13 protein-coding genes are annotated in these 13,445 nt (G+C 69.7%); 3 read left to right on the top strand and 10 right to left on the bottom strand.

The features are described 5' to 3' along the window. The first annotated feature begins 312 nt into the window (after positions 1-312). Both ABD793_RS09285 and ABD793_RS09280 read left to right on the top strand, forming a co-directional pair. Complete coding sequence (locus ABD793_RS09285; RefSeq protein WP_344857617.1) at positions 313-1,383, top strand: HpcH/HpaI aldolase/citrate lyase family protein; 1,071 nt, start codon at positions 313-315, stop codon at positions 1,381-1,383. Beyond that, complete coding sequence (locus ABD793_RS09280; protein WP_344857615.1) at positions 1,380-2,240, top strand: HpcH/HpaI aldolase/citrate lyase family protein; 861 nt, start codon at positions 1,380-1,382, stop codon at positions 2,238-2,240. Before ABD793_RS09285 ends, ABD793_RS09280 begins: the two co-directional genes overlap by 4 nt. Positions 2,241-2,247: 7 nt before the next feature. Here the strand turns inward: ABD793_RS09280 and ABD793_RS09275 are convergent, their stop codons facing one another. Further along, on the bottom strand, positions 2,248-2,859 hold the full coding sequence (locus ABD793_RS09275; protein WP_344857613.1) for a hypothetical protein: 612 nt from the start codon (positions 2,857-2,859) through the stop codon (positions 2,248-2,250). Further along, the gene (locus ABD793_RS09270; protein WP_344857611.1) at positions 2,859-3,305 is read right to left on the bottom strand and encodes a hypothetical protein; all 447 of its coding nucleotides are present in this window, start codon (positions 3,303-3,305) and stop codon (positions 2,859-2,861) included. The genes ABD793_RS09275 and ABD793_RS09270 overlap by 1 nt, the downstream gene beginning before the upstream one ends. 57 nt (positions 3,306-3,362) lie before the next feature. On the opposite strand from ABD793_RS09270, the gene ABD793_RS09265 reads away from it, so the two are divergent. Further along, positions 3,363-5,096 (top strand): TIR domain-containing protein, encoded by a 1,734-nt coding sequence (locus ABD793_RS09265; RefSeq protein WP_344857609.1) that lies wholly within the window; start codon positions 3,363-3,365, stop codon positions 5,094-5,096. Here ABD793_RS09265 and ABD793_RS09260 read toward each other — a convergent pair. From ABD793_RS09260 to ABD793_RS09225, 8 genes are read right to left on the bottom strand one after another with little or no spacing between them, the layout of a single operon-like run. Beyond that, the gene (locus ABD793_RS09260) at positions 5,074-6,474 is read right to left on the bottom strand and encodes an amidase (RefSeq protein WP_344857607.1); all 1,401 of its coding nucleotides are present in this window, start codon (positions 6,472-6,474) and stop codon (positions 5,074-5,076) included. The two genes, ABD793_RS09265 and ABD793_RS09260, sit on opposite strands and share 23 nt — an antisense overlap. Before the next feature lie 13 nt (positions 6,475-6,487). Next, positions 6,488-7,246, bottom strand: coding sequence for an SDR family NAD(P)-dependent oxidoreductase (locus ABD793_RS09255; RefSeq protein ID WP_344857605.1), 759 nt, complete (start codon positions 7,244-7,246; stop codon positions 6,488-6,490). Next, positions 7,243-8,667 (bottom strand): aldehyde dehydrogenase family protein, encoded by a 1,425-nt coding sequence (locus ABD793_RS09250; RefSeq protein WP_344857604.1) that lies wholly within the window; start codon positions 8,665-8,667, stop codon positions 7,243-7,245. Before ABD793_RS09250 ends, ABD793_RS09255 begins: the two co-directional genes overlap by 4 nt. After that, positions 8,660-9,427, bottom strand: a complete 768-nt coding sequence (locus ABD793_RS09245) for an ABC transporter ATP-binding protein (protein ID WP_344857602.1) — start codon at positions 9,425-9,427, stop codon at positions 8,660-8,662. Before ABD793_RS09245 ends, ABD793_RS09250 begins: the two co-directional genes overlap by 8 nt. After that, positions 9,424-10,158: an ATP-binding cassette domain-containing protein gene (locus tag ABD793_RS09240; protein ID WP_344857600.1), complete on the bottom strand. Its 735-nt coding sequence runs from the start codon at positions 10,156-10,158 to the stop codon at positions 9,424-9,426. The genes ABD793_RS09245 and ABD793_RS09240 overlap by 4 nt, the downstream gene beginning before the upstream one ends. Beyond that, entirely contained in the window at positions 10,155-10,970 is an 816-nt protein-coding gene (locus ABD793_RS09235; RefSeq protein ID WP_344857598.1) for an ABC transporter permease, read from the bottom strand. The genes ABD793_RS09240 and ABD793_RS09235 overlap by 4 nt, the downstream gene beginning before the upstream one ends. Further along, complete coding sequence (locus ABD793_RS09230) at positions 10,970-11,914, bottom strand: ABC transporter permease (protein WP_344857596.1); 945 nt, start codon at positions 11,912-11,914, stop codon at positions 10,970-10,972. The genes ABD793_RS09235 and ABD793_RS09230 overlap by 1 nt, the downstream gene beginning before the upstream one ends. Beyond that, complete coding sequence (locus ABD793_RS09225; protein ID WP_425548677.1) at positions 11,911-13,386, bottom strand: ABC transporter substrate-binding protein; 1,476 nt, start codon at positions 13,384-13,386, stop codon at positions 11,911-11,913. The genes ABD793_RS09230 and ABD793_RS09225 overlap by 4 nt, the downstream gene beginning before the upstream one ends. Between the last annotated feature and the right edge of the window lie 59 nt (positions 13,387-13,445).

Here is a 13,445-nt window from a genome sequence, read left to right as displayed (position 1 = left end):
CGATCGGCGGCGCTCAGCGGTCGGTGACCGGTCGGTGGGCGGTAGTTCGACTTCAGCCCGACCGTGCCGCCAACCGAGTGAGCAGGGGTTGAGTGGTGTTACGGAATGCCCTCGGGGGGTTACCCGGGGACCGGTGGCGAGCTCGGCGAACGGAGCAGCAGGTTAGACCGTTCGGTGCAATCCGTGCCGTATCCACTGTGGACTTCGCAGGTCAGCGCCGTCACCCGAGTGGCGGTGAGCTTCACCGCAGCCGGGTCCGGACGCGCCGGATTAGGGTTACCCATCAGTTGCACACCTGCCGGGAGGGCCAGCATGCGTTCGCCGAAGGACTTCTTCGCCCCGCTCGCCGTGGGGGCGCCGCAGCCACTGCGGCAGATCCCGGTCCGGCCGTCCCGGATGATCCACTTCTTCGATCCCGGCAACGAGAAGATGGCGGCGAAGATCCCGTCCCTCGCGGGCAAGGTCGACGTGCTGCTCGGCAACCTCGAGGACGCCGTGCGCGCCGACCGCAAGGAGGCCGCGCGGGCCGGGCTGGTTTCCGTCGCCAAGGCCACCGACTTCGGCCGTACGCAGCTGTGGACCCGGGTGAACAGCCTCGATTCGCCGTGGGTGCTCGACGACCTGAGCACGCTGGTCACCGAGGTCGGCGACCGGCTGGACGTGATCATGGTGCCGAAGGTCGAGGGCGCGCAGGACATCCACTACGTCGACCGGCTGCTGGCCCAGCTCGAGGCACGTGCCGGGCTGACGAAGCCGCTGCTGGTGCACGCGATCCTGGAGACCGCGAGCGGGGTGGCCAACGTCGAGGAGATCGCCGGTGCCAGCCCGCGCATGCAGGGCATTTCGCTGGGCCCGGCGGATCTGGCCGCGAGCCGCCGGATGAAGACCACTCGCGTCGGCGGCGGGCACCCGGGTTACCTGGTGCGCACCGACCCGGTCGGCGAGGACCTCGCCGAGGGCCGCACGACCTACCAGCAGGACCTGTGGCACTACACGGTCGCGCGGATGGTCGACGCGTGCGCGATGCACGGCATCCTGCCGTACTACGGGCCGTTCGGGGACATCCGCGACGTGGTGGCGTGCGAGGACCAGTTCCGCAACGCGTTCCTGCTCGGCTGCGTCGGTGCGTGGAGCCTGCACCCGGTGCAGATCGACATCGCGAAGAAGGTGTTCTCGCCCGCTCCCGAGGACGTGGCGTGGTCCCGCCGCGTGATCGCCGAAATGGGTGACGGCACGGGCGCGGTGATGATCGACGGGAAGATGCAGGACGACGCTTCGGTGAAGCAGTGCCGGGTGGTCGTCGAACTGGCCGAAGAGCTGGCCGCGGACGATCCGGAACTGGCTGCCGCGTACGACGCCGCGACAAAGGAGATCCAGTCATGACGGAGCTGCGCCCGCGGCGCTCGGTGCTGTACATGCCCGGTGCGAACGAACGTGCGTTGGAGAAGGCGAAAACGCTGCCTGCGGACGCGTTGATCCTCGACTTGGAGGACGCCGTCGCCCCGGACGCGAAGGAAGCCGCGCGGGAACGCGTGTGTGCCGCGGTGGATTCGTACGGCAGCCGCGAGGTGACCATCCGGGTCAACGGTCTGGACACCGAATGGCACGACGCCGACCTGCGCGCGGCGGCTGCCGCCGGCCCGGCCGCGGTGGTGGTGCCGAAGGTGAATTCCGCGGCGGAAGTGCACAACATCGAGCGCGCACTGGAACTCGGCGGAGCCCCCGAGCACACGAAGATCTGGGCAATGCTCGAAACCCCGGTCGCGATGCTGCACGCGGAGTCGATCGCCGCCGCGTCCGACCGGCTGACCGTACTGGTGCTGGGCACGAACGACCTGGCGAAGGAACTGCACGCGGAATTCGTCCCCGGCCGGGCCCCCTTGCTCGGCGGTCTGTCCCTGTGCCTGCTGGCCGCCCGCGCAACCGGGAAGGTGATCCTCGACGGTGTGTACAACGACGTGAAGGACGTCCCCGGTTTCGAAGCGGAATGCCGTCAGGGAAGGGAATTCGGGTTCGACGGGAAGACGCTGATCCACCCGTCGCAGGTGGCACCGAGCAACCGCATCTTCGCCCCGTCGGCCGAGGAAATCGACCACGCCCGCCGGGTGATCACCGCGTTCGAACAGGCCAGCGCAGAAGGCCGCGGCGTGGTGACCGTGGACGGCCGGATGATCGAAAACCTGCACGTGGACAACGCCCGCCGAGTACTAGCACTGGCGGAGGCGATCAGTCCGAAGTAGACCCGGATCAGGCGGCGAGCGACGGCCGCTGAGCGCTGTGGCACAAGGCCTTCAGGCGCTCACCCCCCCCCCGCTGTTTTCGGAGGTTACCCAGGAGCCGGGAGTCCGGAGTGAGCGGTGCCGCGCCGGCCACTTCGGCGAGCGCTTCGGCCACTTCCTGCAGTCCCTGCCGGACCGTCTCGATTGCCGCGCGGAGTTCGTCGATGCGCTCCCACGCGTTCTCGTGGTCGATCGGGCCGGCGTCCGTGGCACGCTTGACTTCCCACGCCTCCAGCTGCGGATGCCAGTAGGCCGTCACCGGGCGCACCACGGTGAGGACGGTGAGCGCCAGCTTCCCCAGGGTGAACTCATCAGGGCCTTTGCGCGGGCTGGTCGCCGGACCGTGCTTGCGCAGGATCTCGCGGGTGCTGCCGAAGAGGGTGTACAGGCTGGTCAGTGCACCCCTGGCGAGTCCCTCGTCACGGCCGAGCGGGACGACCGAAATCCGGGTCGACAGCTCGACGTACAGCTCCCACGCAGCTTTCCGCTCCGCCTGTTCCGGAGCCCAGTTGCCGCTCACCTCGCCGACGAACGGCAGCTTCAGCTTGATCCCGATCTCACGGGGCACGCGCCGGGCCATCAGCGCACCGCCGGCAGAAGAGAGCCCGCACCGGCGAGTTCGGCCAGCCGTTCGGTCACGTCGCGGAGCAGGACCTGCAGTTCGGCGAGTTCCGCACGCAGCTGCCCGGCCTGTGCCCAGGCCAGCTCGTGGTCCAGCCGGGAGACGTGCTGGGGACGGCGGGCGTGGTAGGCGTCCAGCCGTGGATGCCACCGGCTCAGGAACGGTCGCAATCCCTGGTTGAGCAGCCGGAACACGACCTGGTGCAGGGAATCCTCGACGAGCGCCCGTTGCGGTGGGTGCGCCGCCAGCGCGTGCCGGGCGGTCTCGAAGACGCAGTAGAGGCTGTCGAGTGCTTCCGACAGCAGCCCCTCTTCCGGGCCAAGGGTGACCGAGGTGATCCGGCTGGCCAGTTCGACGTGCAGTTCCCAGGCCAGTGACTGCTCAACTCGCTCGGACGTGCTCATGTTCGGCATTCTAGGTGGCGGCGGTGTGCTCGGCAGCCGCCGCGGAGGGAGGGCCGCGTGCCGGATTGGGATGTCTTCGTCAGTTACGACCGAGCGGACGCGGCTGCGGTGGGCCGCATCGCGGACGCGCTCACCGCCGCGGGCGTGCGGGTGTTCCTGGACACCGAGAGCATCCGGCAGTTCGAGTCCATTTCGGACCGGGTGCGGATCGCGCTGAGCGGCTCCCGGCTGTTGCTCGCCTACTACAGCCGCAGTTACGGCACCCGGGTCGCCTGCCAGGAGGAGTTCACCACCGCGTTTCTCGCCGGGCGGCAGCCCTTCGAGCGGCTCCTCGTGGTGAATCCCGAGCCGGGGACCGATCACCTGGCTCCTCGGCAGGTGCTCGACATGCTGTTGCCAGGGCACCCCGCGACGAGCACCGCACTCGAAGCTCTGGTCGAGGCGGTACGGGAACGCGTTGCCGGCACCGAGGGCACCATCGGACTCACCCCCTCGTCGAAACGGCTGGTCGGACCGGGAAAGTTCGCCGGGCGGTGGGCCGAGCTGTGGCAGCTGCACGCGGTGCTCGGTGCTGGTGGAGTGGCGGTGGTGCACGGAGTCATCGGGATCGGCAAAACCTCACTCGCCCGCGAGTACGTGCAGTTGTTCGGGCGGACTCACCGGACGGTGCACTGGGATGCTCCGGGCACCGCGGAGCCCGGGGACCTCGTGGTGCTCGACGACGTACCGGCGACGGCCGTCGGGTTGCCGGACGGGGTTGCCTGTCTGGTGCTGACCCGTGATCAGCGGCTTGCCGCATTGGGCACCGCGATCGAACTGACCGACCTGCGGGAGCACGAGCTGCCGCTGACCCCCGCGCTTCGGCAGGTCGCCGAGGGCAGTACCGGCCTCGCGCGTGGGCTCGTCGAGCAGTTCTCCGGTTCCGAGACGACAATGCTCGATCGGCTGCACGGCCTGCGGTCGCCGCTGCTGGAACCGGTGGCCGAACGCGTGGTCGCAGCGGTCGGCAAACTCGGTGAGCCGGCCTGGGACGCGCTCCGGATCTGCTGGTCGGCCGCGCCCGCGCCGCTCACCGCCGCACTGCTCGCCGATGTGCTTTCCGAAGTGGACGGCGGCACCAGGGGAGAACGGTACGGCGCGGTGGCAGAGGTGGTCACCGGCCTGGTGAGCGCGGGGCTGCTCGCCGGATCACCGCAGGGTGAGGAATTCGTACTGCCGAAATCGTTCCAGCTCGCACTTCGCCGGTCCGATCCGCGACCGGCTCGCACGGAACGGCTCCGCGAGGCGGCGCTGGGCGTGCTGGCGAACCGCGCACGGCCGGGGCACGGGGTGCTGCGTGCCCGGGTCCGCTCGGCGCTGGACGACGAGGAGCGCCGGGCCGCGCACCGGATCCTGAACGAGCTCACCAGCCGGGTCCCGTTGCGGGAACTCCCTGCCGGGGAGGGGTTGCTGCGCAGCGCGTTGAGTTCCCTGCACACGTTGTTCGACCGGATCCGCCTGGTCGGGGACGCGGTGGACCCGGACGCGCTCCGGCCGTCGACTCCGGTGCGGCCCGGCCTGGCGACGCTCATCCGGCGGCTGCAGGACGAGATCCTCGGCCCGTTCCTCACCTACTGGCACACCCGGCTCGACCAGCACCACGAACTCCGTCCACCCGGGATCGGCAGTCGCGACCACGAACTCGGCTGGGAGTTGCACGGTCGGCTCCGCGCCGACCTCGGCAAGGTGCGGTTGTCGATCTCCGAAGTCGCCGAGGAGCTGGCTGTGCTCAGCGGGAACCCGCTGCGGTGATCGGCCATGGGCGTTGCGGGCCGCGTAGTTGTTCGAACGCCGCGGCGGCCTGCAGGACCTTCAGGTCGGCGAAGCGGCGGCCGGTGATCTGCAAGCCGATCGGCTGGTTTTCCGGGGTGTAGCCGCAGTTCAGCGAGACCGACGGCTGGCCCGACATGTTGTACGGGACGGTGAACCCGATGTGCTCGAACGGGCGTGCCGGGTCGTTCGTCGGGGAAGGCCAGTCCGCTGGCGGGGCGGACACCGGACAGGTCGGCGACAGCACGAGGTCGTAGGCGGCGGTGGCGCGCAGGGTTGCCGCGCTGAGCCGGTCGATGGCGGCGAAGCCGAGGTAGGCGTCCACTCCGGACACGGATTCCGCGCCGGCGGCCCATTCGGCGATGTAGGGCAGGATGCGCGCCCGGCGGTCGGCCGGTAGCGCCGCCATGTCCGACCACGCCCGTACCCGCCAGAAGCGGTCGAGACCGGACAGCAGTTCGCGGGTCAGGAACGGTTCCACGGGCTCGACCACGGCGCCGGCGGCCTCGCAGCGCCGGGCGGCTTCCGTCACGGCCTCGGCCACCGCCGGTTCCACGTCCAGCCCGACCCCGGCGGACAGTTGCAGTCCGACGCGCAGGCCGGACAGTGAGCTTTCCAGCGCTGACCACTCGATGGTTTCCGGCGGCAGGCTCAGATGGTCCCGCTCGTCCGGCAGTGCGAGCACGCTCATCAGCCGCGCGGTGTCGGCGACGGTCCTGGTCAGCGGTCCGATCACGCGGCCGAGGAACGGCGGATCCACCGGCACCCGGCCGAAACTCGGCTTCAGGCCGACGAGACCGCACCAGCCGGCCGGCAGCCGGATCGAGCCACCGATGTCGGTGCCGACGTGCAGGGGTCCGTAGCCCGCCGCGGCAGCCGCCGCTGCTCCGGCGCTCGAACCACCTGGCGTGCGCGTGCGGTCCCACGGGTTGCGCGAAGCGACGTGAAAGCTCGACAGTCCCGACGTGAGCATGCCGTAGTCCGGCATCGTCGTCTTCGCCAGCAGTACCGCGCCTGACTCGCGTACGCGGGCTGCAGCCGGTGCATCGGCAACAGCTGGCGTCAGGGCTGTCGCAGCAGTACCCAACGGGACAGGCGTGCCGCGCGTTGCGATGTTCTCCTTCAGCGTCAACGGCACACCGTCGATCGGCCCTGCCGGTTCGCCCGCCTGCCAACGCACTTCGGACGCCTTCGCGTCTTCGCGAGCCGAAGCAGCGTCGTAGGCATACAGCGCGTGCAGCTCTGGTTCGCGGGCATCGACCCGCGTGAGTACCGCTTCGGTCACTTCGACCGGCGAGAACGTCCCCTCGCGATACCCCGCCACCAGCTCACCGGCGGTGAGGTCAGCCAATTCGGTCATCGCAACCTCCAATTCACGAAGCAGGTGGTTCGAACCGTCCGTCGACTGCAGTCCAACCACCGTCCACAGCCAGCACGGAGCCGGTCACGAACGTCGAAGCGCCCGAAGCGAGGTACACGACGGCGCCGGCCAGCTCGTCCGCGCGCGCCCAACGGCCGAGTGCGCCCTTCTCCGCGTACGCCGCGTACCAGTCCGGCTGAGCCTTGATCTGCGCGGTCAACGGTGTCTCCACGACGCCAGGTGCGATCGCGTTCACGCGTACACCGGCAGGCCCGAACTCGGCAGCGGCCGTGCGGAACAGCTGCACCAAACCGCCCTTCGTGGCCGCGTACGGACCTTGCCCAGGCTCCACCGTGGTGCCGCGGATCGACGAGAACCCAATGATGCTTCCGCGCCCGCGCGCGACCATCGGCTCACCGAATGCCCGCAACACTTCGAACGCGACGCCGAGGTTCAGCGCGACTACCCGGTCGAATTCCTCCCGCGTGTAGTCCAGCAGCCGCTTGCGCACGTTCACCCCGGCGGTCAGCACCACCGCGTCGAGATCGCCGAGGTCCGCCGCCGCACGCGCCACCGCACCGGGTTCGAGCAGGTCGATCTCGTACGCCTCGCCGACGCCGGTCTCCTGCGCGGCCGCCACGTCACGGTCCGCGCAGACCACCGAAGCACCGTGCGCAGCCAACGCCCGCGCCGCCTCCCGGCCGATGCCGCTTCCGCCGCCGAGCACCACGGCGCGGCGGCCGTCCATCCGGAACAGATCGGCGTAGTTCACGGGCGCAGCACCGCCATCCTCGTCACGGTCAGTTCCTCCACGGCGAACCGCGGTCCTTCACGGCCGATGCCAGAATCCTTCACCCCGCCGTAGGGCATGGTGTCGGAGCGGAAGCCGGGCACTTCGTTCACCACGACGCCGCCCACCTCCAGCTCGTCCAGCGCCCGGAACGCGGTCTCCAGCGAGCGGCTGTACACGCTCGCGTGCAGCCCGTAGCGCGAGGCGTTGACCGCGGCGAACGCTTCGTCCACACCGGACACCGTGCGCAGGCAGACGACCGGACCGAAGATCTCCTCGTCCCAGCATTCGACACCGTCGGGCACGTCCGCGAGCACCGTCGGCTCCAGCACGCCGTCCTGCAGCGAACCGCCCGCCAGCACCCGCGCACCGGCTGCAGTCGCTTTGTCGACCCACTCCGCGACCCGGGCAGTGGACCGTGCATCGATCAGCTTCGACACCCTCGTGGTTTCCTCGCGCGGATCGCCGACGGAGACCGAGGCGAGCCGCGCGAGCACCCGGTCGGTGAACTGCGCCGCCACCGACGAATCGACCAGCACCCGCTGCACGGAAATGCACGCCTGCCCGGACGCGTAGAACCCGCCGCGCAGCACGGCATCGGCAGCCGCGTCGAGGTCGGCATCGGCGGCGACCACCAACGCGGCGTTGGAACCCAGCTCCAGCAACGTTTTCGTGGGCGCGGCATCCCGGGCGATCCGGTGACCGACCGCGGCGGAGCCGGTGAACGAGACCGCGCCGACCCGCCGGTCGGTGACCAGCGCCGAGCCGACCGACGCGTCACCGGTGACCAGCTGCACCGCCGCGGGCAGCTCGGTGTGCGTGCGCACCAGGTGCACCAGCCACAACGTCGCGAGCGGTGTCTGCGGCGCGGGCTTCACCACCACCGGGCACCCAGCCGCGAGCGCCGGCGCGATCTTGTGCGACGCCAGCAGCAGCGGGTAGTTGAACCCGGCGATGCCGACCACCACGCCGATCGGCTTGCGCTTCCAGAACCCGACCAAGCCGTCGCCGGAGGGCAGCAGGTCCAGCGGCACGGTCTCGCCGTGCAGCCGCGACACCTCCTCGGCCGCAGCCTCCCAGGTGACGATCGCGCGCGCGACTTCCACCCGGCAGTCGACGAGCGGCTTCTCAGTCTCCAGCACGAGCAGCCGTTCGAATTCGGCCCGATGCTCGCGAAGCGAAGCTGCGACGTCGTTGAGCAACGCACGCCGTGTCCGGGACGGCAGTGCCGCCACTTCGCGAGCCACCGCCACCGCCTCGTCGACCGCACGCGTCGCCAGCTCGGCGGTGCCGACCGGCACACGGCCGATCACCGAACCGTCGTAGGGGAAAACCACGTCCGTTGAATCCACTGTGGACAGCCAACCGGAGCCGATCGGCAGGCCGTCGGGGTACTCAGGCATCCGCTTCTCCCTTCAACCGGGCCAGCTCACCGCGCAGGTTCGGCGCGGCCGCCAGCAGCTCACGGGTGTAGGCGTGCTCCGGCGCCGAGTAGACCTGCTCGACGTCGCCGAGTTCCACGATCTCGCCGCGCCGCATCACCGCGACGCGGTCGCACACGTGCCGCACCACGCCGAGGTCGTGCGACACGAAGATCAACGTGAGCGAGAATTCGTCGACCAGCCGGGCGAGCAGGTCGAGGATCTGTGCACGTACCGAGACGTCCAGCGCGCTCACCGGCTCGTCGGCGATCAACACGCTCGGCCGCGGCGCGAGTGCCCGCGCGAGGGAGATCCGCTGCCGCTGCCCGCCGGAGAACTGGTGCGGGTACCGGGTGGCCGCATCCGGCGGCAGCCCGACGGCCGCCAGCAGTTCCGACACCCGCTCCGGAGCCCGCCGGCCGAGTGGTTCGGACACGATGTCCCGCACCCGCATCCGCGGGTCCAGCGAGCCCATCGGATCCTGGAACACGATCTGCACCTGCTCGCGGAGAAAGCGCAGCTTCCGCTCCGGCAGGTGGTCGATCCGCTTGCCCCGGAACGTGATCGTGCCGGCGCTGGGCCGGTCGAGCGCGGCAAGCAACCGGACCAAAGTGGACTTGCCGGAGCCGGACTCGCCGACGATGCCGAACCGCTGCCCCTCGGACACGTCGAAGCTGACGCCACGCAACGCGTGCACGGCACGCCGGGCGTAGCGCCGCTCCAGTTCCCGGACCTCGATCACCGTGTCGCCTCCAGATCCGAAGCCGCCAGCAACCGCCGGGTGTAGGAATGCTGCGGCGAAGTCAGCACGTCCCTGGTCGAGCCGTGTTCCACGATCTCGCCCTCGTGCATCACCAGTACCCGGTCACACACCGACGCGACCACGGCCAGGTCGTGCGTGATGAACAGCAGCGAACTCTCCGCGGACAACGAAGTCTTGATCAGCGAAAGGATCTGCGCCTGCACGGTCACGTCCAGTGCGGTGGTCGGCTCGTCGCAGATCAGCAGGGACGGGTCGTTCGCCAGCGCCATCGCCAGCACCACCCGCTGCCGCTGCCCGCCGGAAAGCTGATGCGGATACGCCCGTGCGGTGCCGGGCAGCCCGACCGCGTCCAGCAGCTCCGCCGCGGGACGGCCAGGCGGCCGGTGCGCCCGGAACGGCTCGGTGACCTGCCGTCCGATCCGCATCGCCGGGTTCAACGCGGTCATCGGCTCCTGGAACACCATCGCCATCTCGTTGCCACGCAACCGGGAGAGCTCCCGCTCGGACGCGGTCAGCAGCTCCTGCCCGTCCAGCCGCACCGAACCCGTGGCACGCAGCTCGTCCGGCAGCAGGCCGAGCACCGACAACGCGGTCAGCGATTTCCCCGAGCCCGACTCCCCGATCAGCCCCACCCGTTCGCCTGCGCCGACCTCGAACGACACGTCGCGCACGAGGTCCGCGACGCTCAGGTGTTCCACTTCCAGCGTCATACCCGCGCCGCCAATCGGGGGTCGAGACGGTCGCGCAGCCCGTCGCCGAGGAGGTTGAAGCCGAGCACGGCCACCGCGATCGCGATCCCGGGAACGAGCGCCAGCCGCGCATGCACGGTGAGCAGCTCCTGCGATTCCTGCAGCATCCGTCCCCATGACGGCGTCGGCGGCCGGGTGCCGAACCCGAGGAAGGACAACGCCGCCTCGGCCAGCACGGCAATCGCGAACGACACCGACGCCTGCACGATCAGCAGCCCGGAGATGTTCGGCAGCACGTGTCGTGCCGCGATCTGCGTGCGCGACCGGCCGCCGGCCCGCGCGGCCAGCACGTATTCGCTGCTCAGCACCTGCAACGCGCCGGAACGGGCGATCCGCGCGAAGGACGGGATGGTGGCGATGCCGATCGCGGTCATCGCGGTCACCGTGTCCGCCCCGAACACCGCCCCGAACATGATCGCCAGCAGCAGCGCGGGAAACGCGAGCACCAGGTCGTTCACCCGCATCACGAACTCACCCAGCCACCGCGGTGCCATCGCGGCCAGCACGCCGAGCGGGGTACCGAGCACCGCGGCGATGCCGACCGCGATCACGCCGACGTACAACGTGGTCCGCGCGCCGACGAGGATCTGGCTGAACACGTCGCGGCCGAACTTGTCGGTGCCGAACAGGTGCTCGCCGGAGAAGCCGACCAACCGGTCCGGCGCGTTCACCTGCACCGGGTCATATGGCGTCCAGACGAACGACACCAGCGCCGCCAGCACCACGAGCGCGACCAGCACGCCGCCGAGCAGGAGGTTTCCGTTGCGGCGCATCAGGACCCCCGCAGTCTCGGATCGAGCACCGTGTAGAGCACGTCGACCACGAAGTTCACCAGCAGCACACCCGCCACGAGCACCAGCACGATGCCCTGCACGGTCAGCAGATCGCGCTGCGACACCGCGTCCAGCAGCATGCTGCCGAGCCCCGGCAGCACGAACACCCGCTCCACCACCACCGCGCCGATCAGCAGGGTGGTGAGCTGCAGGCCGAGCACCGTGACCACCGGGACCGACGCGTTGCGCAGCCCGTGCCGGTACAGCGCCTGGCCGGGCAGCAGGCCTTTGGACCTCGCCGTGCGCAGGTAGTCCTGGCCGAGCGTGTCGAGCACCGCGGAGCGGACGTACCGCGTGAGCACCGCGCCCTGCACCAGCCCCAACGACAACGCGGGCAGCACGAGACCCCGCAGGAACTCGCCCGCGCCCTGGTCCGGTGGCGTCCACCCGCCGCTGGGCAACCAGTGCAGCTGCACCGCGAAGATCTGCACCAGGATGATGCCGGCGAGGAACGCCGGGATCGCGATCCCGATCTGCGCCAGCCCGGAAACCGTGGCACCACTGGCCTTCCGGTGCCGCACCGCGGCGAACGTACCCACCGGCACCGCGATCACCAGCGCCACCACCATGCCCGCGGCGACCAGCCACAACGTGACGCCGAGCCGGTCGAGAAGCTGCGGCGTGATCGCCTCCCGCGTGACGTAGGAGCGGCCGAAGTCACCGTGCAGCACGCCGCCGATCCAGCTCAGGTACTGCGTGACCAGCGATCGGTCGATACCGAACTCGGCTCGTGTCCTCGCCAGCAGCTCCGGCGTCGCATTCACGCCGAGCGCCACCTGTGCCGGATCGCCCGGCAGCACCGCCATGAACAGGAACACCACGATCGACGCCACGAACAGGCTCACCACGAACACGGCAAGGCGCCGGGCCACCCGCGCAGTCATGCCGGCCTCACCCCGGTCAGGTCGAACGACTCGCTGACCTGGTTGCGCACGAAGCCGGTGACCTTCTTCTTGGCCACGATCACGTTGGGGAACAGGAAAAGCCAGTCCGCCGCGGCGTCCGCGGAGAGCTGCCGCGCGACCTGTTTCATGTCCGTCACCTGCTGCTGCGGAGTGCCGCTGTCGGCCGACGCGAGCAGCTGCTGCACCCGCTTGCCGTCGTAACCCCAGTAGTACGTGGGTTTGCCGAACGTGGTGATGTCACGGGCTTCCACGTGCTGGATGATCGACAGGTCGTAATCGTGGTCGGTGAACACCTGCTTGAGCCACACCGCCGGGAAGTCGAGCGGTTCGATCGTGGTGCGCACGCCGACGTCGGCGAGCTGCGACTGCACCACCTGCGCGGCCGACACCGCGTAGGGCAGGTTCGGGATCCGCAGCCGTAGCTGCAGATCGTGCACGCCTGCCTCGGCGAGCAGCTGCTTCGCCTTCGCCGGGTCGTATGAGTACGCCTTGGACAGGTCCTCGTACCAAGGGTCGGTGGGCGGGACCATGCTGCCGATCAGCGTGCCACGGCCGTTGAACACCAGGTCCAGCACGGCTTTCCGATCGATCGCGTAACTGAGCGCTTGGCGTACCCGCACGTCGTTCAGCGGGGCGCGCCGGTTGTTGAATGCCAGCGTGACCTCGCTGTTGGTGGTGCCCTGCAGCACCGTGAACCGGTCGTCACCCTGGAACTGCGGGATCGAATCGGCCGAGGTGAGTGCCGAGATCACGTCGATGCTGTTGGACAGCAGTGCGTTGTTCAGCGCGGTCGGATCGGTGTAGTACTTCAGCACGACCGTGCGGTACGCGGGTTTGCGGCCCCAGTACCGTGGATTCTCCTTCAGCACGATGGAATCGCCCCGCCGCCGGGAGGCGATCTCGTACGGTCCGGTGCCGACCGGGTGGTTCGCGAGGTCGGCAACGCCGGTCGGGCTGAACATCGCGCCGACCCGGCCGGTGAGGCTGAACAGCCAGCCGTTGCTCGGTTTCGACAGCACCACCCGTGCGTGGTCCGGTGCGACCGCGTCCACGTGGTCGACCACGTCCATTGCCGACTTGAGCGAGATCGTCCAGTCGGTCTTCACGCGCATCAGCGAGAATTTGACGTCCTCGGCGGTGAACGGTGCCCCGTTGGCGAACCGCACTCCCGGCTGGAGCCGGAAATCGTAGGTCCGCCGGTCCGGGCTGATCGTCCAGGACTTCGCGAGCAACGGCACCACCCGGCCCTGGGGATCGAGCTTCACCAGGCCCTCGTACACGTTGTACAGCAGCGCCTGCGGGATGGCCGCACCGTCGGAGCTGGTGAAGTCGAAACTCGACGGTTCCGCGGTGATCCCCACCGAAAGCGTGTCCGGACCAGGTGAAACGCTCGCGCTGGACCCGGCGGAGCAGCCGGTCGCCAGGAGCAGCAGCGCCAGCGCCGCGGCGATGGCTTTCGTTCTGCCGGTCTTGCGGAATACCCGCGCCCGGTCGGCTGCGTGGGTGAGCT

It is taken from the genome of Amycolatopsis ultiminotia (assembly GCF_039536925.1).
GTDB classification, from domain to species: Bacteria; Actinomycetota; Actinomycetes; order Mycobacteriales; family Pseudonocardiaceae; genus Amycolatopsis; species Amycolatopsis ultiminotia.
This window is presented reverse-complemented; position numbering and strand designations above follow the sequence as displayed.

What these genes read in the sequence shown, in the direction of transcription:
- ABD793_RS09260 (WP_344857607.1), bottom strand. Translation starts at nt 6,474, where the DNA reads ATGACCGAATTGGCTGACCTCACCGCCGGTGAGCTGGTGGCGGGGTAT.
- ABD793_RS09270 (WP_344857611.1), bottom strand. Translation starts at nt 3,305, where the DNA reads ATGAGCACGTCCGAGCGAGTTGAGCAGTCACTGGCCTGGGAACTGCAC.
- ABD793_RS09275 (WP_344857613.1), bottom strand. Translation starts at nt 2,859, where the DNA reads ATGGCCCGGCGCGTGCCCCGTGAGATCGGGATCAAGCTGAAGCTGCCG.
- ABD793_RS09230 (WP_344857596.1), bottom strand. Translation starts at nt 11,914, where the DNA reads ATGACTGCGCGGGTGGCCCGGCGCCTTGCCGTGTTCGTGGTGAGCCTG.
- ABD793_RS09250 (WP_344857604.1), bottom strand. Translation starts at nt 8,667, where the DNA reads ATGCCTGAGTACCCCGACGGCCTGCCGATCGGCTCCGGTTGGCTGTCC.
- ABD793_RS09235 (WP_344857598.1), bottom strand. Translation starts at nt 10,970, where the DNA reads ATGCGCCGCAACGGAAACCTCCTGCTCGGCGGCGTGCTGGTCGCGCTC.
- ABD793_RS09285 (WP_344857617.1), top strand. Translation starts at nt 313, where the DNA reads ATGCGTTCGCCGAAGGACTTCTTCGCCCCGCTCGCCGTGGGGGCGCCG.
- ABD793_RS09240 (WP_344857600.1), bottom strand. Translation starts at nt 10,158, where the DNA reads ATGACGCTGGAAGTGGAACACCTGAGCGTCGCGGACCTCGTGCGCGAC.
- ABD793_RS09280 (WP_344857615.1), top strand. Translation starts at nt 1,380, where the DNA reads ATGACGGAGCTGCGCCCGCGGCGCTCGGTGCTGTACATGCCCGGTGCG.